This window comes from Blastococcus sp. TF02A-26 (assembly GCF_003319125.1).
Classification (GTDB): Bacteria; Actinomycetota; Actinomycetes; order Mycobacteriales; family Geodermatophilaceae; genus Trujillonella.
In genome coordinates this window covers 83,401-106,874 of sequence record NZ_QOHG01000017.1, presented here as the reverse complement: position 1 = coordinate 106,874, position 23,474 = coordinate 83,401, and the positions used below count along the sequence as shown (strand labels likewise).

Here is a 23,474-nt window from a genome sequence, read left to right as displayed (position 1 = left end):
GAGAAAGCGCGGCGGGCGGCCCTGTCAGGCTGGCTGCACCAGTACAACCACCACCGGCCCCACACCGCCCTGCGCAACCTCCCGCCCATCACCCGCTGCACCAACGTCTCCGGGCAGTACAGCTAGCCGCCGGGTACGTGCCCGGGGACGCCGTCGTCCCCGGGCACGTCGATCCGGCGCCGCCCTTGTGAGGGCGCTCACGGCAGCGGTAGGGTGCTGCGGAGCAATTGTTTGGTCCGGCGCACGGGTCCGGACCGAGTGGAGGGAACGCGGTGGATCCCGAGGGCCGGCCCGTCATCGACGCGAGCGTGCACGTCTTCTTCGCGTCCGACCGTGACCTGCGCGGCTACCTGAACGAGCCGTTCAAGAGCCGCGGCTACCCGGACGTCGACGTGGCGTGGTTCGCCCCGCCGGACGGCGTCCGCTACGCCCCGGGGACGCAGACCGACGTGGTGATCGAGCAGCAGGCGTTCGGCCAGCCGGTCCAGCGGGTGCCCGGGCACCCCGGCTCCGACCCCGAGCTCGTCGGCCGGCAGCTGTTCGAGGAGCGCGGCGTCGACGTCGCCGTCCTGCACCCGATGTCGAACGCGGGGATCCTGCCCGACTGGCACCTGGGCACCGCGATCTTCGCGGGTTACAACCGGATGCTGGTCGAGCGCTGGCTGGACTCCGGCACCTACGCCGACCGCTTCCGCGGCACGATCCGCGTGAACCCCAACGACATCGACGGCGCGGTCCGCGAGATCAACCGCTACAAGGACCACCCGCGCGTGGTGCAGATCGGCCTGCCGATGCAGACCCAGCACCCCTACGGCCGGCCGTACTTCCGCCCGCTGTGGCGCGCCGCGGTCGAGGCCGGCCTCCCGGTCGCCGTCCACATCGAGATGGGCGTGGGGATCACCCACCCGCCGACGCCGTCGGGCATCACGCGGACCTTCTCGCACCTGGCCGCCTACCAGCCGATGACCTTCGTCTGGCACCTGCTCAACATGATCGCCGAGGGTGTCTTCGAGGAGTTCCCCGAGCTGAAGATCGTCTGGGCCGACGGCGCCGCGGACATGCTGACGCCGTTCATCTGGCGGATGGACTCCTTCGGCCGGCCGCACCTGGAGCAGACCCCCTGGGCGCCGAAGATCCCCAGCGCCTACCTCGCCGACCACGTGTACTTCGTGCACGGCGCGCTCGACGGGCCCGGCGCCGACGCCGAGTTCGCCGACGACTGGCTGCGCATGACCGGCAAGGAGGACTCCTCCATGTTCGGGTCCAGCTACCCGGACTGGCAGATGCACTCCCCCGACGACCTCCCGCGGGCCTGGACGCCCGAGCAGCGGGAGAAGGTGCTGTGGCGGACCGCCGCCCGGCTCTACGGCATCGACATCCCCGTCCCGGCGTCCGCCTGAGGCGCTCGCTCCCCCGACCCGTCCGGCACGCGACGAGAGGAACCGGCATGACCATCGAGATGCAGCGTCCGAAGGAAGTCTCGCAGGAGATGACCGAGGTGCGGGTCGTCGACAGCGACATCCACCCCTCGCCGAAGCGGGGTGAACTCACCCCGTTCCTGCCGGCGAAGTTCCGGAGCCTGTTTGAGAACCGCTCCACCGGCGCGGGCAGCCCGGTGTACTACGACGCCCCGGACTTCGCGCACTCGTTCGCGATGCGCACCGACTCGTTCCCGTCCGACGGCAACTTCGCCGGGTCCGACCCCGACCTGATGTTCCGTCAGGTGATCATGGAGGCCGGCTGCGACCTGCTCATCCTCGGCCCGCTCAACGGCGGCGGTCAGACCGAGGAGGAGCACCACGCGGTCGCCCAGGCGACCAACGCCTGGCAGGACGCCTGCTGGCTGGACAGCGAGCACAACTGGCACCAGCGCTTCCGCGGCTCGATCGTCGCCGCGATGGAGCACCCGGAGGCCGCCGCCCGCGAGATCGAGCACTGGGCCGGCCACCCGATGATGTCGCAGGTCCTGATCGGTGCCGAGCTGCGCCCGGCGTGGGGCGACCCGCGGTACGACCCGGTCTGGGAGGCCGCGACCCGCAACGGCCTGCCGGTCGCCTGCCACCTCGGCCGCGGCCAGCACAACGAGCTGCCCATGTCGCCCGTGGGCTTCATGACCTACAACCACGACCTGATGGTCAGCTACTCGATGCTGGCCGCGAACCAGGTCATGAGCCTGGTCTTCGACGGCGTCTTCGACCGGTTCCCGGACCTGCAGATCGTCTTCATCGAGCACGCCTTCAACTGGCTGCTGCCGCTGATGTGGCGGATGGACGCCATCCACGCCAAGCGCGGTCCGGAGAACGGCCTCAAGCGGAAGCCCTCCGACTACGTCAAGGACCACATCTGGTGCACGACGCAGCCGCTGGACATGCCGGAGGACAAGCTCGAGTTCACCCGCTCGCTGGAGTGGATGGAGGCCGACAAGATCCTGCTCTTCTCGTCGGACTACCCGCACTGGACCTTCGACGACCCGCAGTGGGTGGCCAAGCACCTGCCGGCCCACATGCGGGAGAAGATCATGTACCAGAACGCGCTGCAGGTCTTCAAGAACCTGCCCGAGACCGTGCCGGCGCTGCCCGGCCAGAAGCGGGCCCTGTAGTGCCGGACCGTTCCACGCGGGAGCGCTCGACCGTACGGACCCCGCTCGCGCGGGGGCGGGAACACGTGGTGGCGACGGTCGACGAGATCGCGCCCGGCGAGCACAAGGTCGTGCCCATCGGGCGGTGGGGCGTCGGCGTCTACAACGTCGACGGGCGCTTCTACGCGATCGCCAACTACTGCCCGCACGAGGGCGGTCCGCTCTGCTCCGGGCGCACGCACGGGGTGACCGTCGTCGACCCGGAGGTGCCCGGTGGCGCGGCGGAGTCGCGCGCCGGCGAGTTCATCTACTGCCCCTGGCACCAGTGGGGCTTCGAGCTCGCCACCGGCACCACCGCGGTGAAGCCGGAGTGGAGCATCCGCACCTACCCGGTGCGGGTGCAGGGCTCCGACGTCATCGTCACGGCCTGACCCGACGGCCGGCGGGAGCCCACGCTCCCGCCGGCCGTCGGCCCCTGTCCACGACCCGTTCCGGCGTGCCCGGACGACCCTGGAGGTCCCCGCACCATGAGCCTGGCGACAGAGGTGCCCGTTCTCCCGGCCGTCGCCGCGTACCCCGGGGTCGAGGGGCGGCTGTTCCGCGCGGGCGGCCGGGAGGACCTCGCCGCCTACCGGGCCACCGGTGGCTACGCGGTCGTCGAGGACGTCGAGCGGCTGCTCGACCAGGTCGACGAGGCCGGGGTCCGCGGCCGCGGCGGCGCGGCGTTCCCCATCGCCCGCAAGATCCGCACCGTCCGCGACGGCCGGGGCGTGCCGGTCGCGGTCGCCAACGGCGAGGAGGGCGAGCCGGCCTCCGTCAAGGACCGCTGGCTGCTGCGCACCCGCCCCCACCTGGTGCTCGACGGGCTGCGGCTGGCCTCGCTCATGGTCGGCGCCGACGAGGTGCACGTGTACGTGTCCGACCCCGGGTCCGCCGAGAGCGTCCGCGCCGCGGTGCAGGAGCTCGGCGGCGCCGGCGTCTGGGACGCGCAGGTCGAGGTCACCGTCGTCGAGCCGACCTACGTGGCCGGCGAGGAGACCGCCGCGGTCCAGGCCCTGAACGGCGGCCCCGCGCTGCCGACGGACAAGCCGCCGCGGCCCTTCGAGGAGGGCGTCAAGGGCCGGCCGACGCTGGTCAACAACGTCGAGACCCTGGCCAACCTCCCGCTGGTGCAGCGCCTCGGCGCCACCGGCTACCGGGAGCTGGGCACCGTCGCCTCGACGGGCACGTTCCTGCTGACGCTGTCCGGCTGCGCCGCGACCGGCCTGTACGAGGTGCCGTTCGGCGTGACGCTCACCGAGGTGCTCAGCTGGCTCGGCGAGGACCCCGCGCAGGTCGACGGCGTGCTGATGGGCGGCTACTTCGCCGGTGTCCTCGGCCGCCAGGTCCTCGACGCGTCGCTGGAGTACGACGCGATCAAGGCGCTGCACAGCGGTCTCGGGTGCGGAGCGGTCGGCGTCCTGTCGTCCGGGACCTGCGCCGTCGAGGTGTCGGCCGCGGTCATGGCCTACTTCGCCCGCGAGAACGCCGGCCAGTGCGGCTCGTGCTTCAACGGCACCGCGGCGATGAGCGCGGTCCTCGAGGCGCTGCGCGACCACCGGGCCGAGGCGGCCGACGTGGAGCGGCTGACCGACTGGTCGGTGCGCCTGCGCGGCCGGGGCGCCTGCGGCACGCTCGACGGCGCCACCAACGTCGCGGCCGCCGTCCTCCGCGAGTTCCCCGACGCGGTCACCACCCACCTGGACGGCACCTGCGCCACCTGCGCCGGGAACGAGGGGCAGCCGCTGTCCCGCGCGCCCTTCGCCGTCGCGCTGCCGGCCGCCTGACGCCCGACGAGGAGCCCGCCGTGAAGATCAAGCTCGACCGGACCAAGTGCGACGGCTTCGGGTTCTGCGCCAAGTACGCCCCGGAGACCTTCGACCTCGACGAGTGGGGCTACGTCTCCCTGATCGGCGCCGGCAACGTCGCGCCGGAGCACGAGGACGGCGTGCGGCGGGCGCTGCTCGACTGCCCCGTGCACGCCATCACCGAGCTGCACACCCACGCGGAGGAGACCGCCGCACGCTGACGCCGAGCCGTCGCGGCGCGGCCCGCTGTCGGTCACCGGGCGGACACGTGGCGCGTCGACCCTGCGGGGGTGACCAGTGAGCTGCGTGCGGCTGCGGCCGCCGCATCCCCGGTGGCCGGCCTGCGGGTCGCCGTCGTCGCCGAGACGTTCCGGCCCGCCGTCAACGGGGTGGTGAACTCGGTCGTCCGGGCCGCCGACCACCTGTCCGTGCGCGGCCACGACGTCGTCGTGGTCGCTCCGAGCGGCTCCTCCTACACGAGCGCGTGCGGTGCTCCCGTCGAGGTGGTCCGCGTGCCGGCGGTCCGGTTGCCCGGGTACCGGGGGCTGGCCGTCGCCCGGCCCGGCCTCGACCTGACCGGCACGCTGCGCGCGCTGCGCCCCGACGTCGTCCACCTGGCCTCGCCCGCGCTGCTCGGCGCGGCGGCCGGCCGGGCGGCCCGGGACCTCGGCATCCCGGTCGTCGCGGTCTTCCAGACCGACCTCGCCGCCTTCGCCCGTCGCTACCGGCTGCCCGGGGGACCGGCGCTCGCCGACCGCCTCGTCCGGCAGGTCCACGGGACGGCGGACCTCACGCTCGTGCCGTCGTCGGCGACGGCCGCGGTCCTGCGCAGCCGGGGCGTCCGGGACCTCGCGCTGTGGGCCCGGGGCGTCGACGCGCGCCAGTTCGACCCGCGCCGTCGGGACCTCGCGCTGCGGTCGCAACTGGCCCCGGACGGCGAGCTGCTGGTCGGCGTGGTCGCCCGGCTGGCGGTGGAGAAGCGGCTGCACCTGCTGGCCGAGGTGGACCGCCTGCCCGGGGTGCGGCTCCTGGTGGTCGGGGACGGACCCCGCCGGCGCCACCTGCAGCGGGCGCTGCCGAACGCGGTGTTCGCCGGTCAGCGGACGGGGACCGACCTCGGCCGGCTGGTGGCCTCGATGGACCTGTTCGTGCACCCCGGCCGGGACGAGACGTTCTGCCAGGCGGTGCAGGAGGCGCTGGCCGCGGGAGTGCCGGCGCTGGTGGCCGCCGCCGGAGGGCCGCTGGACCTGGTCCGGCACGGGCGCAACGGCTGGCTGTGGAGCGGGGACGACCCGCGGGTGCTGGCCGCCATGGTCGCCGGGCTGCGCGACGACCGGCTGGCGCTGCGGGCGGCGGCGGCGCGGGCCCGCCGGTCGGTCGTCCAGCGAACATGGGCACGGGTCGGCGACGAGCTGATCGGGCACTACGCCGCGGTGCTCGCCGGTGCCGCGGAGCGCGCCGCGGCCGCCTGATCCCTCGTCGCTCAGGGGAGGCGCAGCACCCGCGCCTCCCAGGGCCGCAGCTGCGGACCCGCGTCGGGGAGGTTGCCCAGCACCAGCTCGGCACCGACGGCCTCGGGCAGCAGCTCGGCGACCCCGTACGTCGTCGCCGACAGGTTGCAGACGACGAGCAGCGTCTCGCCGGGCAGCGAGCGGGTGAACGCGTACACCTCGTCGTGCTCCGGCAGCAGCATCGAGAAGTCGCCGACGGCGACGACGTCGGAGGCGTGCCGCAGCGCGATCAGCCGCCGGTGGTGCGCGAGCACCGAGTGCGGGTCCTCGCGCTGGGCGGCGGCGTTCCACTCGACGTGATCCGGGTTCACCGCGATCCACGGCGTCCCGGTGGTGAACCCCGCGTTCGGCGAGGCGTCCCACTGCACCGGCGTGCGCGCGTTGTCCCGGCTCATCGTGCGCAGCGACGCCAGCACCGCGGCCGCGTCGGCACCGGCGGACACCGCGTGCACGTGGTGGTTGAGCGACTCGACGTCGCGGAACTGCTCGAGCGAGGTGAAGGGGGCGTTCGCCATCCCCAGCTCCTCGCCCTGGTAGACGTACGGCGTCCCGCGGTGCAGGTGCAGCAGCGTGGCCAGGCAGGTGGCGGAGTCACGGCGGTACCGGGGTGAGTCGTCGCCGAACCGGGAGACCGCGCGCGGCTGGTCGTGGTTGTCCCAGTAGAGGGAGTTCCACCCGACCTCGGCCAGCCCCGCCTGCCAGCGACCGAACGAGGCCTTGAGGTCGCGCATCCGCAGCGGGCGCACGTCCCACTTCGACGTCCCGTGGTCCAGGCCGACGTGCTCGAACTGGAACACCATGTCCACCTCGGCGCGGGCCGGGTCGGTGAACAGCCGCGCCTGCTCGACGGTCACCCCCGGCATCTCGCCGACGGTGAGGAACGCGCCCTGGCGACCGGCGAACACCTCGCGGTGCATCTCCTGCAGGAACTCGTGGATCCGCGGCCCGCAGAGGTAGGACGCCGACCCGTCCCCCCACGCGGAGCCCGGCAGCGGCGGCCCGTCCCGCAGCGAGCCGTCCGGGGCGACGTCCTTGCTGATCATGTTGATGACGTCCATGCGGAAGCCGTCGACCCCGCGGTCGAGCCACCACCGCATCATCTCGTACACCGCCTGCCTGACCTCCGGGTTCTCCCAGTTCAGGTCGGGCTGCCGGCGGTCGAACAGGTGCAGGAAGTACTCGCCGCTCGGCTCGTCGAGCTCCCAGGTCGGGCCGGAGAAGAACGACTGCCAGTTGGTCGGCTCCGCACCCGGGGCGCCGGCCGCCATCCCCGCCCGGGGCGGGCGCCACCAGTACCAGTCCCGCTTCGGGTTGTCCGGCGACGAGCGGCTCTCCAGGAACCAGGGGTGCTGGTCGCTGGTGTGGTTGACGACCAGGTCCATCAGCAGTCTGATGCCGCGGTCGTGCAGCTCGGTGACCAGCCGGTCGAACGTGGCGAGGTCGCCGAACAGCGGGTCGATGTCCCGGTAGTCGCTGATGTCGTAGCCGTTGTCGGCCTGCGGCGAGGGGTACACCGGGGAGAGCCAGAGGACGTCGACGCCGAGGTCGGCCAGGTGGTCCAGCCGCTGCAGGACGCCGCCCAGGTCACCGATCCCGTCGCCGTCGGAGTCCATGAACGAGCGCGGGTACACCTGGTAGACGACCGCCCTGGTCCACCACGGCGCGTCCCCGTCTCCCCCGGCTCCGGTCATGCGCCCAGCCCAGCACGCGCACACCGGAGGCGCACCCCCTGCCGCACAACCGCGCGACCGGTCCCGCACCCGCGGGAGACGATGCGCCAGGAACGGGCACGGGACGAGGAGGACGGCGGCCCATGGCCATCCTGCTGCTGGCCGCGGGCATGGTGCCGGGTCTCGACGGGGGCCGTTCGAGGTGCTGGTGCCCTCCGTCGTGGCCGACGGCGGCGGTCCGGCCCGGCACGCCTGGGTGCTCGTCCTCGCCGCCCGCCTGCCGGCCGACGAGCTGGCGCACCCGCTCGACGTGGGGACCGGGCCCCGGGTGGCGCCGGCCGAGGAGCCGGCCCCGGCCGGCGCTGCTTGGATGGACCGCGGTGCCGGGACCTCCCCGGTGCAGGAGGGAGAACCATGGCCGAGCTGACCCGCCCGGACGTCGACCCGCCCACGGGCCCGGCCCCGGCCGACCTGGTGATCGAGGACATCGTGGTCGGCGACGGTCCCGAGGCCAAGGCCGGCGACCTGATCAGCGCGCACTACGTGGGCGTGACCCACGACGGCGGCGAGACCTTCGACGCGTCCTGGGACCGCGGCGACCCGCTGGAGTTCCGCCTCGGCGTCGGCATGGTCATCCAGGGCTGGGACGAGGGCATGCAGGGCATGCGCGTCGGCGGCCGCCGCCGGCTGACCATCCCCGCGCACAAGGCCTACGGCGACCGGGGCGCCGGCGGCGTGATCAAGCCCGGCGCGACGCTCGTCTTCGTGGTGGACCTCGTCGGCGTCCGCTGACGGGTCGGCCGGGCCGGGGACGCGCCCGGCCCGGCCCGCTCAGCCGCGCCGGTCCTCCAGCGCGCCCTGCACGGCGGTGAGGACGGCGTCGTCGTCGAGGCCGTCCGCGCGGGCGGCGCTGATGAGCCGGTTGGCGGCCGCCCGGAGCCGGGCGCGCGCCGGGTCACCGGAGCCCCCGGTGACGACGGTGCCGAACCGGCGCCGCCCCTCGACCAGGCCGTCGGTCTCCAGCTCGGTGTAGGCGCGGGCGACCGTCCCGGCGGCGACCCCGAGGTCGGCGGCCAGCGCGCGCACGGTCGGCAGCCGGTCGCCCTCGGCCAGGGCGCCGTTGTGCACGAGCTCGGCGATCTGGCTCCGGATCTGCTCGTACGGCGGCACCGGCCCGTCGACGGCGACGACGATCTCCAGGACCCGGGCCTCCGTCATGCCAGAGAGCCTGCCGCATCCGCCACGCCCGGCGGACGCTTGGTCGGCGCTCCGCCCGGGCACTGCCCGCGCCGTGACAGAACCGGCGCCCGGCCCCGAGCACGCCCTGGCCTCCGCGGGACAGGGGGACTCGGGCGGGGAGTCCACGGCCACCGTCGTCGTCGCGGGCCTGGCCAACCTGGGCATCGCGATCGCCAAGCTGGTCGGCGGCCTGATCAGCCACTCCTCGGCGATGCTGTCGGAGGCGGCGCACTCGCTGGCCGACACCATCACCGAGGTGCTGCTGTTCGTCGCGCTCAAGCGCGGCAACCGCGCCCCCGACGAGCGGCACCCGGTCGGCTACGGCCGGGAGACCTACTTCTGGGCGCTGCTGGCCTGCCTGGCCACCTTCACCCTCGGCGCCGGCTTCTCCTTCTACCAGGGCGTCGAGACCATCCTGGAGGGCGAGGAGCAGGGCGATCCGCTCATCGCCTACGTCGTCCTCGGGATCTCCTTCGTGCTGGAGGGCAGCTCGCTGCTCAAGGCGGTCCGGCAGGTCCGCGGCGAGGCGCGGAGGTGGGGGACGACGCCGCGCCGCTACCTGGCCCGGACCAGCGACACCACGGTCAAGGCGGTGACGTTCGAGGACAGCGCCGCCCTCGTCGGGCTGGTGCTCGCCGCGCTCGGCCTGTTCCTCGAGCAGATCACCGGCGACCCGGTGTGGGACGGCGTCGCCGCGATCCTGATCGGGGTCCTGCTGCTGCTCGTCGCCACCGTGCTGGCGCGGGCGAACGTGTCGCTGCTCATCGGGCAGTCGGTCTCCGAGCGGATGCGCGAGGAGCTGCGCGCGGAGATCGAGGCGCTGCCCCAGGTGAGCGCCGTCCCGGTGCTGCTGACGTCGGTGATCGGCCCGGGGCAGCTCATCGTGTCCGCCAAGGTGGACTTCGAGGACACCGCGACCGTGGCCGACGTCGAGCGCGCCTCCGACGAGGCCGAGCGCCGGCTGGTGGCCCGGCACGGCGGGGTCCGCTACGTCTTCCTCGACCCCACCCCCGGCGACGGGCGGGCCCGGGCGCAGGTGCACGAGCCGGAATGACGGCGCGGCGGCCGTCGTTGCCGGCGGTGTGCGCGTAGAGGTCTGGAGCGACGTCGTCTGTCCGTGGTGCTACATCGGCAAGCGCCGGCTGGAGACCGCGCTGGAGCGGTTCGGCCACCGGGACGACGTCGAGGTGGTCTGGCGGTCCTTCGAGCTGGACCCGTCGGTGCCCGAGGGCGAGACGCACCCGACCCTCCCCGCGCTGGCCGCCAAGTACGGCCGCAGCGTCGACGAGATGCGCGACATGATGCGGCACGTCGAGGAGACCGCCGCCGGCGAGGGGCTGCGCTACGACCTCGCGAGCGGCGTCAGCGGCAACACGCTGCTGGCCCACGAGGTGCTGCACCTCGCCGCCGAGCGCGGGCTGCAGGGGGAGATGAAGGAGCGGCTGCTCCACGCCTACTTCGAGCAGGGGCGCTCGGTCTTCGACGTCGACTCGCTCGTCGCGCTGGCGGTCGAGGTCGGCCTCGAGGAGGCCGAGGTCCGGCAGGCGCTCGGCGAGCACCGGTTCCGGCCGGCCGTCCAGGAGGACATCGCGACGGCCCGTGCCCTCGGGGCGACCGGCGTGCCGTTCTTCGTCGTCGACCGGCGCTACGGGGCGTCGGGCGCGCAGCCCGCGGAGCTCCTCCTGCAGGTGCTGGAGAGGGCCTGGGCCGACGCGCAGCCGCTGCAGACCGTCCCCGCAGCCGAGGGCTGCGAGGACGGGACCTGCGCGGTCTGAGCTACTGCGTCGCCGGCCCGCCCTGGTCGGTGCCGGACAGCTGCCGCAGGAACTCGTGGCAGCGCCGTGCCCGGGCGGAGTCCTGCTCCATGACCTCGCGGAAGAAGCCCGCGATGTCGTCCAGGCCCGCGTTCTCCGCGTCGCGGACGTACTGGCCGTAGTCGTGCCCGGCCTTGAGCGAGTGGTACTGGACCGAGATCAGGTCGAAGGTGACGTCCTCGAAGCCGGTCTCACCGGTGGCCATCGGGTCCTCCTGTGCGCACGTCGTCGCGCCCGGGGCTGAGGCCCCGGAGGAGTTCCCGTGCGGAGCGGCCCGAAACGGACCGCTCCGTCACGACCTAGGACACGCCGCCCGCGGTGTTCCCCTGTCCGGTCAGCGGGCCGCCGACGACGTCCTCGTCGGTCTCGCCCTCGACGAGCCCGCCGGTGACGTCCCCGCCGCCCGCGTCGTCGGCGAGGGTCTGGCCGGCCGCGAGCTCCTCCTCGCCGGTGGCCGACGGGTCGTCGGCGGCCGACGCGAGGTCGTCCCCCTGGCCGTTGGCGCCGGGGTCGGCCTGCAGCGTGCGCGGGTCGTTGAGCGGGTCGGGCACGTCGGGATCGGTGACGGTCATGGCCGACCCGTTCCCGCTCGTCCCGCGGCGCAATCCCGCCCGAATGTGTCAGCGTTGTGTTACACATCTGCCGTGGAAGCCCTGGCCGCCCTCGCCGATCCCACCCGGCGAGCGATCGTGGCCCTCCTCGCGGGGGGTGAGGTGGCCGCCGGCGAGGTGGCCCGGCGCTTCCCGGTGAGCCGCCCGGCGGTCAGCCGGCACCTGCGGGTGCTGCGCGAGGCGGGCCTGGTCCGCGCCCGCGTCGAGGGACGGCGCCACCTGTACGCGCTGGACCCGGCGCCGCTGCGCGAGCTCGACGCCTGGCTGGAGCCCTACCGCGACCTGTGGGCCCAGCGGCTGGACGCACTGGACACCGAGATCGCCCGCGGACGGCGGGCGGCGACCACGGAGGAGACCCGATGACCGCCACCAGCGACCGGCGCGGCGAGATCAGCACCGACCCCGACGGCCGGCGGCGGCTGGTCTTCCGCCGCTCGTGGCCCGACCCGGCCGCCGACGTGTGGGCGGCGCTGACCGAGCCCGAGCGCTCGGAGCGCTGGATCGGCCGGTACGGCGGCGAGCGGGCCCCCGGCGCCGAGGGCCCGTTCACCATGACCGCCGAGGAGGGCGCACCGGTCGGGCGGGTGCGCATCGAGGAGTGCGCGCCGCCGCACCGGCTGGTGCTCCGGTTCCTCGACGAGATGGCCTGGCGGCTCGAACTCGACCTGGTCGAGGCCGACGGGACGACGACGCTGACCTTCACCCAGGTGCTGGCCGACGACACCGGGCTGTCCGACATCGCCACCGGCTGGCACTGGTACCTCGACCGGCTCGACGCCGTCCTCGCCGGGGCCCCGCTGCCCCCCGGCTGGGACGAGTTCCAGGCCGCCGTCGGCCCGGGGTACACCGCGGCCGTGGACTGAGCCCGGAGTTCCGGGTCGGTTCCGTCCGGCACGCCCGCGTCCGGCCGCCCCGCCGCCCGGTGTGGGTTAGCGTGAACGCCGGTCCCTTCCCCGAAGACGACGGGCTCCTGCGCTGGTGTCTCCCTACCTGCACGTCCTGCGGACACCGCACGCGGTGCCGATGGTGCTGGCCGCCTTCATCGGCCGACTCCCCCTGTCGATGGTGGGTCTCGGCTGCGTGCTCCTGGTGGCCGACGAGACCGGTTCCTACGGCTTCGGCGGCGCGGTGGCGGCGGCCGGGGCGGTGACCACCGCGGCGGCCGGCCCCCTGCTGGGCCGGCTGGCCGACAGCATCGGTCAGCGCCGCACACTGCTCCCGGTCACGGTGGTCTTCGCCGCGTCGGGCGTGGCCTTCCTCGCCGCGGTGAAGCAGGACTGGCCGGTCTGGACCGTCTTCCTCTTCGCCGGCCTGGCCGGGGCGTGCATACCGCCGGTGTCCTCGATGATCCGGGTCCGCTGGACGCACCTGCTGCGCGGGACCAGCCGGCTGCCGGCGGCGCTGGCGATGGAGTCGGTGGTCGACGAGTTCGTCTTCATCGTCGGCCCGGTGCTGGTCACATTCCTCTCCACCACCGGGCACAGCACGTCGGGCGTGGTCACGGCGTTCGTCCTCGCCGTCGTCGGCAGCGTGCTGTTCGCCGCCCAGCACCGCACCGAACCGCCGCCGCACGGGCACGAGAGCCGCAACGGCCCCTCGGCGATCCGCACGCCCGGCATCCGGGTGCTGTTCGTCGTCGGCGCGGCGGTCGGCGCCATCCTCGGCACGCTGGAGATCGCGCTGGTGGCCTTCGCCGACGAGGTCGACGCGATGTCGCTCTCGGGCGTGCTGATCGCCGGCCTCGCCGTCGGCTCGATGGCCAGCGGCATCGGCTGGGGGACCGTGCACTGGCAGGCGCCGCTCAACCGGCGGCTGGCCGTCGTCCTGGTGGCGCTCACCGTCCTCATCGTCCCGCTGCTGCTGATCGAGAGCGTCTGGCTGATGCTGCCGTTCGTCGTCGTCGCCGGGATCTCGCTCTCGCCCTCGCTGATCAGCTCCTTCACGCTGGCCGAGCTGCTCGTGCCGCGGTCGGCGACCACCGAGGCGTTCACCTGGATCGGGACGGCGCTGGGCCTGGGCGTCGCGGTCGGCGCCTCGCTGGCCGGGCTGGTGGTCGACGAGTACGGCGCGAACGCCTCGTTCCTCGTCGCGATCATCCCGGCCGGGCTCGCGGCCCTCGTGGTGGCGGCCTTCCAGCGGCTGCTGGTCGTGCCCGCCGAGAACGCCGAGGCCGCGGAGGTGATGGCCGGATGAGCGCGCCCGCCGAGCGGCCGGTCGGGGCCCGCACCGTCGACGAGCTGCTCGCCGAGGCCCGGAGCCGGTTGCGCCGGGTGGAGCCGGAGGAGGCCGCCGCCCGCGCGCAGGCCGGTGCGGTGCTCGTCGACACCCGTCCGGCGTCCCAGCGCGATCGCGACGGCGCCATCCCCGGTGCCCTGGTGATCGAGCGCAACCACCTCGAGTGGCGCTTCGACCCGGCCAGTGACGCGAGGGTCCCGGAGGCGACCGGCTACGACGTGGAGGTCGTCGTCTTCTGCGACGAGGGCTACTCCTCCAGCCTCGCCGCCGACTCGCTGCGGGCCCTGGGGCTGCACCGCGCCACGGACGTCGTCGGCGGGTTCCAGGCGTGGAAGGCCGCCGGCCTGCCGGTGCTCGACCCCGGCTGACCGGCCGATCGCCGTGTCCGCACCGCACGCCGGGACCGCCCGGCGCCGCCGACTGCTGCTCGCCGCGGGCGCCGCCCCGGGCAGGACCCCGGGGTGGAGCTGCCCCCGACCGCGTTGCGCGGGACCGCGCCGGGGCTGCCGCTGGTGGCCGCCGCGGTGACGGTCGCCGTCGAGCTCCCCGCCCCGGTGGCCGCGCTGCTCGACCTGCCCGCCGGCACCCGGCGGCTCGGAGCCCGGCCGTGAGCCGGCCGCGTCCCGCCGCCGGCGGTGGGCGCCGGCTGGGGGTCGCGCCGGAGCGGCTGGGCCGGTGGCTCGACGGCGTCGCCGCGCGTCACGGCTCCTTCGCCGAGGTGCGGGCCGACGGCGGGGCGCTGGCGGTCACCTGCGCCGACGGCACCACCGTGACGCTGCGGGCGCCGTTCGGCTGGGAGCCGGGACCACCGCTGGTGGCGTCGTTCACCGCGGCGGCGGGCGCCCCGCGCCGGGTCGCGGTGCTGCTCGTCCGCCGCGGCCGGTGGGCGGTCGGCGTCTTCGACGGCGGCGACCTCGTCGTCTCCAAGGTCGACACCCGGCTGGTGCAGGGCCGGACGGCGGCCGGGGGCTGGTCGCAGCAGCGTTTCGCCCGCCGCCGGGACAACCAGACCGCCGCCGTCGTCACCGCCGCCGCCGACACCGCCGCCCGCGTGCTGCTCCCGCACGCCGGCGACGTGGTGGCGCTGGTCCCCGGCGGCGACCGCGGCCTGGTCGACGACGTGCTCGCCGACCCCCGCCTGCGCGCCCTGGCCGCCCTGCCCCGGACCGCGCCGGTGGAGGTCGGCGAGCCCACCAAGGCGGTGCTCCTGGAGACCCCGAGGCTCTTCCGCGCCGTCGACGTCCTGATCAGGGAGCCGGACGAGTCCCCCGGTGGGCAATAGTGCGGTTCTGCACGGGGCGGAACCGCACCATTGCCCGGGATCAGGGCTGGATGACCAGGCGGATCGGGTTGCCCTCCTTGCGCTCCAGCTGCTCGACGCCGCGGGCGGCATCGGCGAGCGGCAGGGTGCCGGAGATCGAGCGGGAGAGGTCCAGCCGGCCGTGCCGGACCAGCCGCACCAGCTGCTCCACGTGGTCGGGCTCGGAGCCGTAGTGGCCGAGGATCCGCTGGCCGAAGTAGCTGAACTGGGTGCCGTTGCGGATGGTCAGCGGCTGGTCGGTGAGCCCGACGAGCACGAGGCCGCCGTCCCGCTCCAGGCAGCGCACGGCCTGCTCCCGCACGGCGGCCACGCCGGCGAAGTCGAAGGCGTAGGCCAGCCCCGGCCCGCCGGTCAGCTCGCGCACCCGCGCGGCGACGTCCTCGGACGGGTCGAGGGCCAGGTCGGCGCCGAAGGCCAGGGCCCGCTCGCGGGCGGCCTCCACCGGGTCGACGGCGACGATCGGCGCCGCACCGGCGAGCCGCAGCAGCTGGACGGCGTGCGCGCCGAGCCCGCCGATGCCCCACACGCCGACGGGCTGACCGGCGCGGACGCCGGCGGTGCGCACGATCGACGCCCACGGGGTGGAGACGGCGTCCGGGACGATGCAGGCCTGCTCGAAGGGCATGTCGTCGGGGATCGGCACGAGGGTGGGGACGGTCGCGAGGGCGTACTCGGCCCACCCGCCGTCGTAGTCGACGCCGCGGGTGTGGATCCAGCCGCCGATCTCCTCGCCGGCCTGCAGCGTCACCCGCTGGCCGACGGTGGTCCCGCCGACGCCCTCCCCGAGCTCGGCCACCTCCCCGGCGACCTCGTGGCCCAGCGTCACCTCGTCGCCGGCCAGGAACAGGGGGGAGAGCGTGCCGTCGATCAGGTGGACGTCGGACAGGCAGATCCCCGCCGCCCGGACCCGGATCAGCACCTCACCGGGCCCCGGCGTCGGGCGTGGCACCTCCCGGACGGCGAACTCCCGCGTGCGCACGTTCAGCCGGCCGGCCAGCATCGTGTCGGTCATGCCCCCACCCTCCCCGGACGGGCGCGCGGTCACACCCCCGGGTCCCGCCGACCTCGGGAGAGCCGCGCGTCGAGCGCCTGGGTGAGCAGCCAGCCGCCCAGCATCACCAGGTGCAGCAGGAACAGCCAGAGGGCGACGGCGACGGCGGCACCGACGGCGGTGAGCCCGGCGAAGGGGGCGCCGAGGTCGAGCGGCAGGGCCAGGAACAGCACGAAGCCCTGGAGGAAGCCCGAGAGGCAGGCGGCGGTGAACAGCGCCCCCGAGACCAGCGCCGGCCAGCCGGGGCGCCCGGCGGCGACGACGCGGAAGCCCCAGGCGAGCGGCACGGTCAGGACGAACAGGACCGAGTAGTAGCCCAGCGCGAACTGGCCGAGGGCGGCGCCGGCGCCGGGCTCGGCGTCGAGGGTGGCCATGCCGTCGGCGGCGAGCAGCAGGGGGTACAGCAGCAACGGGGTGACCAGGACCAGCGGCATCCCGAGCAGCCGGCCGCGCCAGCCGGTGAGCGTGTCCTCGCGCCGGCTGAACCGCAGCAGCGCCCGGCGCAGCCCCTCGCCGTAGAGGGAGATCGGCAGCAGGGCGAGCAGCAGACCGACGACGTCCATGCCCAGCCCGGCGTCCACCAGGTCGCGGACGACCCCGGGGGCACCGAGCTGCTCGGGCAGGATCGCGGTCAGCCCGTCGGTCAGCCGGGACACCTCGTCGGTGCCCACGAGCCAGCCGGTGAGGCGGACGGCGACCAGCAGGAGCGGGACCACGGCGATGCCGGCGTAGAACGTCAGCCCCGCCCCGATGAGCGCGAGGTCGCGGCCCTGCAGCCGGCGCCGCACGGCCGAGGCGAGGAACCGGACCTCCGCGGCGACCCGGGCGGCCGACCACGGAGTGCCCCGCGACGGCGGGACCGGTGGTGCGCTCAGCCCTCGGACTCGGTGGTCTGGGTGGGCGGACCCTCCGTCTCGGCGCAGTTCCCGCTGTCCTCGGCGGTGCCGCACTCCTGCTCGTTGCGGTTCACGTCGGTGTTCCCGCCACTGTTGCTGCACGCGGTGAGCGAACCGGCGATCGCGAGGACGACGAGCGGGCGGGCCAGTGCCCGCCGGGTGATGCGCATGCCCCCGTGGGTGCGCGGGAGCGGACCCCGGCAAACCCCGGCGTGCCGGGTGGTCGGGACGTGGTGAGCGTCACGGTCCGCCGGGCTGCGTCCCCGGCGAGGACGGGCCGGGGGAGCGAGATCGTCTCCGCTGGTCAGGACCGCTCCGTCCGGTCACCGTCGGTCGCACCGCGGCGTCGGTTGCTCACTGTGAGCGAACGAATTACACGCTGGTGATTGTCACGCGGCCATAACGGACCTTACGGTCTGTGTGTCCGATGGGGCGCAGCGTCACCGACCTGGGTGACACCCCGTGGACGCCGTCGAGCCGGCCGACCCTCCGGGGGACGCCGGGCCGGGGACCCACCGAAGTCCCGGGGTGCAGTGCCCGCGGTCCGCCGCAGGCGCCGGGTGATCTCCCGCCCGAACCCGTCAGCTAACCCGGTAGGCGGCCGTCGGAGAAAGAGAGAGCCGCCGAACCATGGCGTCCCCCGCCCGCGCCTTCCCCGCGCGCCCGCACCGCCTCCGCCGCGCGGTGCTCCTCGCCTCCTCGGTGGCCGTCGCCCTCGGCGTGGCCCTGACCCCCGCGCCGGCCGGCGCCGAGGAGCCGGGCACCGCCGCCGAGGCCGCCGAGCTCATGGCGGCCCGCGGGCACGAGCTGGAGACGGTCACCGAGCAGTTCAACGAGGCCCGCGAGCAGCTCGCGGCGCTGCAGGCGCAGGCCGCCGAGGCCGCGGCCGCCGCCGATGCCGCGCAGGCCCAGGTCGTCACGGCCCAGGAGCAGGTGCGCGGCGTGGCCCGCAGCGCGTGGACCGGCCAGGCCGGCGGGTCGCTGCAGGCGATGCTGACCAGCGACTCGGCCGAGGAGTTCATCGACCGGGTGAGCGTGCTCGACATGGTGGCCGACCACCAGAACGGCGTCCTCGCCGGTGCCGTGGGCGCCAGCGACGCCGCGGCCGCGGCCCGGACCGCGGCCGACGAGGCCGCCGCCCAGGCCCAGCAGACCTACGACGCCGTGGCCGCGCAGCAGGCCGCGCTCGAGGCCGAGATCGCCGAGTACCGGGCGGACTTCGACCGGCTCACCGCCGCCGAGCAGCAGGCCGCGCTGGCCGCCTCGGCCGCGGCGCACGCCGAGCCCACGGCCAGCCGCGCCGAGCGCGCGGAGCCCGTGGCGGAGGAGGAGCCGGCGCCGTCCGCTCCCGTCGCCGGCGGCAGCGGTGCGGCGCAGACCGCCATCGCCACGGCCATGGCGCAGCGGGGCAAGCCCTACGTGTGGGCCGCCGGCGGGCCGGGGTCCTTCGACTGCTCCGGCCTGACGCAGTACGCCTTCCGCGCCGCCGGGATCAGCCTGCCGCACTCGAGCCGGCTGCAGTCCCGCATGGGCCAGGCCGTGTCACGGGCCGACCTCCAGCCCGGTGACCTGGTGTTCTTCTACAGCCCGGTGAGCCACGTGGGCATCTACATCGGCAACGGCCAGATGGTGCACGCCCCGACCTCGGGCGACGTCGTCAAGGTCGCGCCGGTGGACGCGGTGGGCGGCTACGCCGGGGCCCGGCGCATCGCCGGCTGATCCCGCACCTCCTGCAGCAGCCCCCAGACGAAGCGGGCCCGCCGACCGTCGGGCAGGTCGACCGCCCAGTGGGCGGGCATGTCGGCGCCCGCGTGCCGGGCTCCCGGGACCGCGGCGACGTCGTCCACCACGTGCTGCCACGTCAGCAGGCGGTCGAGCCCGGCCCGGGGGATCCCGGACCCCGGGCCGCGGACCAGCTGCTCGTCCAGCACCTCCCCGCCTGGACCGGTCACCACCCGCCAGCGCAGCTGCGGCCACAGCGGGAGCGGCCACTGCCGCAGCTCCAGCACGAGGTCGCCCTCCGGCCGGGCCACGCAGGTGTCGGGCGGGCCCAGCACCGCCGTCCGCAGGGCGAGGCCGCGCGGCGCCCGCGGGCTGTGGTGCAGCGCCTGCCACCGGGTGTGCGCCGCGTGCGCCTGGGCCCGGGTGGCCGACAGCCTCGGCAGCGCCTCGGCGACCAGGTCGGGGCGGACGTCGGCCATGCGGCGCAGCAGCACGAGGCAGAACTCCCGCCGAGCCAGCCCCCGCACGCCGCCGACCATGCCACGGACCTCACAGTCGGATCGGCGGGGCCACCGCCGAGAATGGGGAGCATGAACCCGCGTACCGCCGTCCAGCTGTTCCGCGCCGTCGCCGTCGCCGAGGCGATCACCTGGGTCGGGCTGCTGGCCGGGATGTACGTGAAGTACGTGCCGGAGACCTCCGAGATCGGCGTGAAGGTCTTCGGGCCGATCCACGGGGCGGTCTTCGTCCTCTACGTCGCGGTGGCCCTGCTGACGGCGCGCCGGCTGCGCTGGTCGCCGGGGACGACGCTGCTGGCGCTCGTGGCCTCGATCCCGCCGTTCGCCACCGTGGTCTTCGAGATCTGGGCCCGCCGCACCGGCCGGCTGGAGGCGGTCAGGGCGGCCTGACCCCGCTCGTCCGGCGGCGCTGTCCTACGGTCGCCGTCATGCCCGAGCCCGTGCTGCCCTCGACCGCCCGCACGCTGCTGGCGCGGACGGCGCGCGTCCAGCGCGACGGGCGCGTGCCCGGTCTGGTCGCGGGCGTCGTCCGCGACGGCGGCCTGGTGTGGTCGGCCGGGCGCGGCGAGGTGCCCGGGCCGGTGCTCGACGTCCAGTACCGGCTGGGCTCGATCAGCAAGACGGTGACCGCCGTCGCCGTGATGCGGCTGCGGGACGAGGGCCGCCTGGGCCTCGACGACCCGTTGGACCGGCACGTCCCGGGTACACCGCTGGGCGACCGCACCGTCGGTCAGCTGCTCTCCCACCTGGCCGGCGCCTCGGCGGAGAGCCCCGGCGGCTGGTGGGAGCGCGTGCCGGGCGGGTCGCTGGCGGACCTGCGGCTGCGCGAGGAGCACGTGGTGCTCGGGGCCGCCCGCCGGTTCCACTACTCCAACCTGGGCTTCGGCCTGCTCGGCGAGCTGGTCGCCCGGCACCGGGAGCGGTCCTGGGCCGAGGTGGTGCGCGACGAGGTGCTCCGCCCGCTCGGCATGGCGCGCACGACGACCCGTCCGGAGCAGCCCGCCGCCGAGGGCACCGCGGTCCACCCGTGGGCCGACGTCGTCCTCCCCGAGCCCGAGCACGACGCCGGGGTGATGGCGGCTGCGGGCCAGCTCTGGGCGCCGCTGGCCGACCTCGCCCGCTTCGCCGCCTTCCTGCTCGGCGACACCGGCGACGTGCTGCGCGCCTCGACGCTCGAGGAGATGGCGGTGCCGGCCGGCGTCGACTCCTCCGCGCCCGGCTGGTCGGCCTACGGGCTGGGCCTGCAGGTGATGCGGGTCGACGGGCGGGTGCTCACCGGCCACGGCGGGTCGATGCCCGGGTTCCTCGCCGGCGTCTTCGTCGACCGGGAGGAGGGCGCCGGCGCCGTGACGCTGGCCAACACCACCAGCGGCATGGAGCAGCTGTGGCCCGGTCTGCTCGCCGACCTGCGGACGGCCGAGCCCCGGGTTGTCGAGGAGTGGCGGCCCTCGCCATCGCCGGTGGAGCTGGACTCCCTCGGCGTCTGGTACTGGGGGCCGGCGCCCTACGTGCTGCGCGTCGTCGCCGGCGGTCTGCTGCAGCTGGACCCGCTGCCCGGCCGGGCCGGCCGGGCCAGCCGGTTCGTCGCCCGCGCGGACGGCACCTGGCTGGGGCTCGACGGGTACCACGCGGGGGAGACGCTGCGAATCGCGCCGGACCACCTCGACCTGGGCACGTTCGTGTTCACCCGCACGCCCTACGACCCCGAGGCGCCGGTGCCCGGCGGCGTCGACGAGCGCGGCTGGCACTAGGGCAGGTCGAAGGCGTCCATCGTCGACTTGAGCACCGCTCCGTAGACCAGGTGCGGCACCACGTCGCTGACCCAGTCGGTGCGCGACCACGTGCGCGGGTCGGTGACGCCGAGCGCGGTCATCGGCCCGTCGGCGGCGACCATGACGCCGGCCGTGGTGAGCAGCGTGCCGACCAGCCACTGCGACCGGAACCCGGCGGCGCGGGCGACCCCCGTGAGGACACCGACCCCGACCCCGGCGACCAGGCCGGTCAGCGGCCCGAGCCCCTGCAGGCGGTTCGACCGGGTCTCCTCGTCGCCGGGGACGGTCACGTGCGCCTTCTCCGCCAGCGCCTCCACGGTCTGCTCCGGCGTCGAGCTGCTGCCCCGGCCGCGCACGGCCATGTCGACGTAGGTGACGGCGTTCAGTGCGGTGCTCGCCGCCGCTCCGGCCGCCGCGCCGCGCAGCGCCCAGCCGAGCGGGCTGATGCCGCGCCGGCCCTTGCCGATGGTCCCGATCGGGGTCTCCCTCGCCATGGCCGCGCCGGTACCCCTGCGGTCGACCGGCACACCCGCCTGGCGGTCACGTGCGGAACGGCCGACGCTGACGGGGTGGAGGACGTCGACCGGGCGCTCGAGCAGCGGATCGCCGCGCTGCTGGACACGCGGGCGGCGGGAGTGTCCATCTGCCCGTCGGAGGCGGCCCGGGCCGTCGATCCGGATGGCTGGCGCGAGCTGATGCCGGCGGCGCGGGAGGCCGCGGGCCGGCTGGCCGCGGCCGGCGAGGTCGAGGTCACGCAGCGCGGCGAGGTGGTCGACGTCGCCACCGCCCGGGGGCCGGTGCGCATCCGCCGCCCCGCCTGAGGGAGCTCACCTGCCGGGGTCGGGACGGCGCAGGTACTCCGCGAGCAGCCGGGCGGCGCGCTCCACCGTCCCGGTGTGCATGACCTCGTAGCCGTGGGTGGAGAGCGTGGGCAGTGACAGCAGCGCCGCCTGCGCCGTCTGGCCGGCCGCCTTGGACTGGGAGGCATCGGAGTCGAAGGACTGCCAGACCGCCGTCTGCGGGTCGAGGCCCAGCTCGCGACCGAGCGCGAGGAGGTGGTCGCAGATCCGCTTGTCGTAGGCGACGGAGTCGTCGGCGTAGGCGATGACCGGGCCGCCGTCGACGGTCACCTGGTACTCGGCCTCGGCCGGGCCGACCTCCACGGCGAGGGTGACCTCCCCGGGCAGCGTGCGGCCGGCGTACGTGGCGCCGATGCCGCCCATCTCCTCGCTGGTGGAGGCGACCAGGTACACGTCGGCGGCCGGCCGCCCGCCGTCGGCCCGCAGCAGCTCGGCGGCGCGCACGACCGCCGTCAGCGCGGCCCGGTCGTCGAGGAACCAGGAGCCGTGGAAGTCGCCGAACCGGGTCAGCCCCCGCCGGTCGGTGTGCACGCAGACGCGGGTGCCGGCGTGGACCCCGGCGGCCGCCAGCTCCTCGGGGGTACGACCGGTGAAGACGTAGACGTGCGACCAGTCCAGCGCCTTGTCCCCCTGGTCGGGCTTGGTCTCCCAGATCCGCATGCTGTCGGTCGTCGTGTGCTCCGACCCGAGGGTGAGGACGGCGGTCAGGATCTCGGCGTCCCCGAGGACGGCGACCGGGCCGAGCCCGAAGTTGCCCGGGTACATCACCCCGAGCGAGGTGACCCGCAGCGTGCCGTCGGGCTCCACCCGCTTGACCAGCATCGTCAGCTCGTCGAGGTGCGCCATGACCCGCAGGACGGGACCGGCCTCCGGGCCGCCCGAGCCGCGCAGCAGCGCGACGAGGTTCCCGGCGGGGTCGACCCGGGTCTCGTCGGCGAGCGGCTCGAGCTCCCGGCGGACGACGTCGCGGACCGCGTCCTCCTGCCCGACCGGACCGTAGGTGCGGAGCAGTTCCCCGAGCAGCTCGGACGGATCGGTCGGCACGGCACCCCTCGGGTTCGCGGTCAGGGACGGGCGACTCGGCGGCCGGGTGCTCGACCGCCGAGCCTGGGCACCGGTCGTCGCCGGCAACCACCGGTGCCGTGTGCCGCCGGTGCCCCCGCGCCACGGGCTCAAACGGGGGAGGGGCCTGGCTCCTCCCCCGGCCCGGCGGCGCGGTCGAGCAGTCCGGTCACCCGGCGCTCGACCAACCGGCGCAGCGCGAGGGCGGTGTCGGTCCGCTCCACCCCGGGCAGGGCGAGCACCTGCTCGGTGAGCCGCCACAGGTCGTCGGCGTCGACGGCCACCACGCGCACGAGGAGGTCGGCCGCTCCGGTCAGCGCGGTCACCTCGACGACCTCCGGCAGCGCCGCCAGCGCCGCGCCGACGTCGGTCAGGCTCCGCTGGGCCACGTGCAGAGTCACGTAGGCCTCGAGCCGGTAACCCAGGGCCTCCGGCCGCACCCGCGTGCTGGCCGGGGCCAGGGCGTTCCCGGACTCCAGGCGGGCCAGGCGGGCCTGGACGGTGTTGCGGGCCAGCCCCAGTCGCTGGGCCAGCACCGTCACCGAGGCGCGGGGGTCCTCGTCCAGTGCCTGCAGCAGGCGGGCGTCGGTGTCGTCCAGGGCCGCCACGCTGCGCAGTCTGACATGCCTTGATGTCCAAGCACTGCGCGATCTGCTTTTGACGTCCGAGCATCGTTGCGCACCCGTCCGGGTGGGTGATGTGCTCCGGAACGGGGCGGGTCGTGCCACGATGATGTGAGTGACGCCACACCCCGGCGTCACCGCACG

The 23,474-nt window shown here is 75.1% G+C and carries 32 protein-coding genes and 1 riboswitch; of the genes, 21 read left to right on the top strand and 11 right to left on the bottom strand.

Annotated elements, in window-relative coordinates:
- The 7 genes from DQ240_RS18030 to DQ240_RS18000 all read left to right on the top strand — a co-directional run.
- Nucleotides 1-126, top strand: a 126-nt coding sequence (locus DQ240_RS18030; RefSeq protein ID WP_147262024.1) for an integrase core domain-containing protein, incomplete at its 5' end; no start/stop codon positions are given.
- Nucleotides 127-272: 146 nt separating this feature from the next.
- Nucleotides 273-1,400, top strand: coding sequence for an amidohydrolase family protein (locus tag DQ240_RS18025; RefSeq protein WP_199589386.1), 1,128 nt, complete (start codon nt 273-275; stop codon nt 1,398-1,400).
- Between the two features lie 47 nt (nt 1,401-1,447).
- A complete protein-coding gene (locus tag DQ240_RS18020) occupies nt 1,448-2,599 on the top strand; it encodes an amidohydrolase family protein (RefSeq protein ID WP_113841003.1) in 1,152 nt (383 codons plus the stop codon).
- A 68-nt stretch (nt 2,600-2,667) separates the two neighbouring features.
- A complete protein-coding gene (locus DQ240_RS18015; protein WP_199589385.1) occupies nt 2,668-3,009 on the top strand; it encodes a Rieske 2Fe-2S domain-containing protein in 342 nt (113 codons plus the stop codon).
- A 96-nt stretch (nt 3,010-3,105) separates the two neighbouring features.
- The gene (locus DQ240_RS18010; protein ID WP_113841001.1) at nt 3,106-4,404 is read left to right on the top strand and encodes an NADH-ubiquinone oxidoreductase-F iron-sulfur binding region domain-containing protein; all 1,299 of its coding nucleotides are present in this window, start codon (nt 3,106-3,108) and stop codon (nt 4,402-4,404) included.
- A gap of 20 nt (nt 4,405-4,424) precedes the next feature.
- Complete coding sequence (locus DQ240_RS18005; protein ID WP_113841000.1) at nt 4,425-4,646, top strand: ferredoxin; 222 nt, start codon at nt 4,425-4,427, stop codon at nt 4,644-4,646.
- 69 nt (nt 4,647-4,715) lie between these two features.
- On the top strand, nt 4,716-5,897 hold the full coding sequence (locus DQ240_RS18000; RefSeq protein ID WP_199589384.1) for a glycosyltransferase family 1 protein: 1,182 nt from the start codon (nt 4,716-4,718) through the stop codon (nt 5,895-5,897).
- Nucleotides 5,898-5,908: 11 nt separating this feature from the next.
- Here DQ240_RS18000 and DQ240_RS17995 read toward each other — a convergent pair whose 3' ends face one another.
- A complete protein-coding gene (locus tag DQ240_RS17995) occupies nt 5,909-7,627 on the bottom strand; it encodes an alpha-glucosidase (RefSeq protein ID WP_113840999.1) in 1,719 nt (572 codons plus the stop codon).
- A gap of 187 nt (nt 7,628-7,814) precedes the next feature.
- Here DQ240_RS17995 and DQ240_RS17990 point away from each other — a divergent pair, with 187 nt between their 5' ends.
- Nucleotides 7,815-8,033: a hypothetical protein gene (locus tag DQ240_RS17990; protein WP_147262023.1), complete on the top strand. Its 219-nt coding sequence runs from the start codon at nt 7,815-7,817 to the stop codon at nt 8,031-8,033.
- The gene (locus tag DQ240_RS17985; RefSeq protein ID WP_113840997.1) at nt 8,021-8,398 is read left to right on the top strand and encodes an FKBP-type peptidyl-prolyl cis-trans isomerase; all 378 of its coding nucleotides are present in this window, start codon (nt 8,021-8,023) and stop codon (nt 8,396-8,398) included. The genes DQ240_RS17990 and DQ240_RS17985 overlap by 13 nt, the downstream gene beginning before the upstream one ends.
- 39 nt (nt 8,399-8,437) lie before the next feature.
- Here DQ240_RS17985 and DQ240_RS17980 read toward each other — a convergent pair whose 3' ends face one another.
- Complete coding sequence (locus tag DQ240_RS17980) at nt 8,438-8,824, bottom strand: GntR family transcriptional regulator (protein ID WP_113840996.1); 387 nt, start codon at nt 8,822-8,824, stop codon at nt 8,438-8,440.
- Between the two features lie 73 nt (nt 8,825-8,897).
- Between DQ240_RS17980 and DQ240_RS17975 the strand changes: the two genes are divergently transcribed.
- Both DQ240_RS17975 and DQ240_RS17970 read left to right on the top strand, forming a co-directional pair.
- Complete coding sequence (locus DQ240_RS17975) at nt 8,898-9,899, top strand: cation diffusion facilitator family transporter (protein WP_199589383.1); 1,002 nt, start codon at nt 8,898-8,900, stop codon at nt 9,897-9,899.
- Nucleotides 9,900-9,927: 28 nt separating this feature from the next.
- Entirely contained in the window at nt 9,928-10,620 is a 693-nt protein-coding gene (locus DQ240_RS17970; protein ID WP_113840994.1) for a DsbA family oxidoreductase, read from the top strand.
- A 1-nt stretch (nt 10,621) separates the two neighbouring features.
- Here the strand turns inward: DQ240_RS17970 and DQ240_RS17965 are convergent, their stop codons facing one another.
- Nucleotides 10,622-10,864: an acyl carrier protein gene (locus DQ240_RS17965; RefSeq protein ID WP_113840993.1), complete on the bottom strand. Its 243-nt coding sequence runs from the start codon at nt 10,862-10,864 to the stop codon at nt 10,622-10,624.
- A 94-nt stretch (nt 10,865-10,958) separates the two neighbouring features.
- Complete coding sequence (locus DQ240_RS17960) at nt 10,959-11,231, bottom strand: hypothetical protein (protein ID WP_233498807.1); 273 nt, start codon at nt 11,229-11,231, stop codon at nt 10,959-10,961.
- A 72-nt stretch (nt 11,232-11,303) separates the two neighbouring features.
- Here DQ240_RS17960 and DQ240_RS17955 point away from each other — a divergent pair, with 72 nt between their 5' ends.
- The 6 genes from DQ240_RS17955 (at nt 11,304) to DQ240_RS17935 (ending at nt 14,787) form a co-directional block, all read left to right on the top strand.
- A complete protein-coding gene (locus DQ240_RS17955; RefSeq protein WP_113840992.1) occupies nt 11,304-11,633 on the top strand; it encodes a helix-turn-helix transcriptional regulator in 330 nt (109 codons plus the stop codon).
- Nucleotides 11,630-12,133 carry an SRPBCC domain-containing protein gene (locus DQ240_RS17950; protein WP_113840991.1) on the top strand — a complete coding sequence of 168 codons (504 nt, stop codon included), beginning with the start codon at nt 11,630-11,632 and terminating at the stop codon, nt 12,131-12,133. Before DQ240_RS17955 ends, DQ240_RS17950 begins: the two co-directional genes overlap by 4 nt.
- Before the next feature lie 115 nt (nt 12,134-12,248).
- On the top strand, nt 12,249-13,463 hold the full coding sequence (locus tag DQ240_RS17945; protein ID WP_233498806.1) for an MFS transporter: 1,215 nt from the start codon (nt 12,249-12,251) through the stop codon (nt 13,461-13,463).
- A complete protein-coding gene (locus tag DQ240_RS17940; RefSeq protein ID WP_113840989.1) occupies nt 13,460-13,873 on the top strand; it encodes a rhodanese-like domain-containing protein in 414 nt (137 codons plus the stop codon). Before DQ240_RS17945 ends, DQ240_RS17940 begins: the two co-directional genes overlap by 4 nt.
- 93 nt (nt 13,874-13,966) lie before the next feature.
- Nucleotides 13,967-14,116, top strand: coding sequence for a hypothetical protein (locus DQ240_RS23380; RefSeq protein ID WP_158548781.1), 150 nt, complete (start codon nt 13,967-13,969; stop codon nt 14,114-14,116).
- On the top strand, nt 14,113-14,787 hold the full coding sequence (locus DQ240_RS17935) for an acVLRF1 family peptidyl-tRNA hydrolase (RefSeq protein ID WP_113840988.1): 675 nt from the start codon (nt 14,113-14,115) through the stop codon (nt 14,785-14,787). Before DQ240_RS23380 ends, DQ240_RS17935 begins: the two co-directional genes overlap by 4 nt.
- 40 nt (nt 14,788-14,827) lie before the next feature.
- Here the strand turns inward: DQ240_RS17935 and DQ240_RS17930 are convergent, their stop codons facing one another.
- The 3 genes from DQ240_RS17930 to DQ240_RS17920 all read right to left on the bottom strand — a co-directional run bounded on the left by DQ240_RS17930 (nt 14,828) and on the right by DQ240_RS17920 (nt 16,943).
- Nucleotides 14,828-15,838 (bottom strand): zinc-binding dehydrogenase, encoded by a 1,011-nt coding sequence (locus DQ240_RS17930; protein WP_113840987.1) that lies wholly within the window; start codon nt 15,836-15,838, stop codon nt 14,828-14,830.
- A 29-nt stretch (nt 15,839-15,867) separates the two neighbouring features.
- Nucleotides 15,868-16,665 (bottom strand): YhjD/YihY/BrkB family envelope integrity protein, encoded by a 798-nt coding sequence (locus tag DQ240_RS17925; protein WP_113840986.1) that lies wholly within the window; start codon nt 16,663-16,665, stop codon nt 15,868-15,870.
- An 83-nt stretch (nt 16,666-16,748) separates the two neighbouring features.
- Nucleotides 16,749-16,943 (bottom strand): hypothetical protein, encoded by a 195-nt coding sequence (locus DQ240_RS17920; RefSeq protein WP_113840985.1) that lies wholly within the window; start codon nt 16,941-16,943, stop codon nt 16,749-16,751.
- 299 nt (nt 16,944-17,242) lie between these two features.
- Nucleotides 17,243-17,388, top strand: a riboswitch (cyclic di-AMP (ydaO/yuaA leader).
- Between the two features lie 15 nt (nt 17,389-17,403).
- Between DQ240_RS17920 and DQ240_RS17915 the strand changes: the two genes are divergently transcribed.
- Complete coding sequence (locus DQ240_RS17915; RefSeq protein WP_113840984.1) at nt 17,404-18,492, top strand: C40 family peptidase; 1,089 nt, start codon at nt 17,404-17,406, stop codon at nt 18,490-18,492.
- On the opposite strand, the gene DQ240_RS17910 is transcribed toward DQ240_RS17915, so the two are convergent.
- The gene (locus DQ240_RS17910; protein WP_147262022.1) at nt 18,462-19,022 is read right to left on the bottom strand and encodes a hypothetical protein; all 561 of its coding nucleotides are present in this window, start codon (nt 19,020-19,022) and stop codon (nt 18,462-18,464) included. The two genes, DQ240_RS17915 and DQ240_RS17910, sit on opposite strands and share 31 nt — an antisense overlap.
- Nucleotides 19,023-19,085: 63 nt before the next feature.
- Between DQ240_RS17910 and DQ240_RS17905 the strand changes: the two genes are divergently transcribed.
- Both DQ240_RS17905 and DQ240_RS17900 read left to right on the top strand, forming a co-directional pair.
- A complete protein-coding gene (locus DQ240_RS17905) occupies nt 19,086-19,403 on the top strand; it encodes a DUF3817 domain-containing protein (protein ID WP_113840982.1) in 318 nt (105 codons plus the stop codon).
- A 38-nt stretch (nt 19,404-19,441) separates the two neighbouring features.
- Nucleotides 19,442-20,764: a serine hydrolase gene (locus DQ240_RS17900; RefSeq protein WP_113840981.1), complete on the top strand. Its 1,323-nt coding sequence runs from the start codon at nt 19,442-19,444 to the stop codon at nt 20,762-20,764.
- Here DQ240_RS17900 and DQ240_RS17895 read toward each other — a convergent pair.
- Nucleotides 20,761-21,279: a hypothetical protein gene (locus DQ240_RS17895; RefSeq protein WP_113840980.1), complete on the bottom strand. Its 519-nt coding sequence runs from the start codon at nt 21,277-21,279 to the stop codon at nt 20,761-20,763. The two genes, DQ240_RS17900 and DQ240_RS17895, sit on opposite strands and share 4 nt — an antisense overlap.
- Before the next feature lie 75 nt (nt 21,280-21,354).
- On the opposite strand from DQ240_RS17895, the gene DQ240_RS17890 reads away from it, so the two are divergent.
- Entirely contained in the window at nt 21,355-21,606 is a 252-nt protein-coding gene (locus DQ240_RS17890) for a DUF3253 domain-containing protein (RefSeq protein WP_113840979.1), read from the top strand.
- Between the two features lie 6 nt (nt 21,607-21,612).
- Here the strand turns inward: DQ240_RS17890 and DQ240_RS17885 are convergent, their stop codons facing one another.
- A complete protein-coding gene (locus tag DQ240_RS17885) occupies nt 21,613-22,689 on the bottom strand; it encodes a M42 family metallopeptidase (RefSeq protein WP_113840978.1) in 1,077 nt (358 codons plus the stop codon).
- A 128-nt stretch (nt 22,690-22,817) separates the two neighbouring features.
- Nucleotides 22,818-23,315, bottom strand: coding sequence for an Lrp/AsnC family transcriptional regulator (locus tag DQ240_RS17880; protein ID WP_113840977.1), 498 nt, complete (start codon nt 23,313-23,315; stop codon nt 22,818-22,820).
- Between the last annotated feature and the right edge of the window lie 159 nt (nt 23,316-23,474).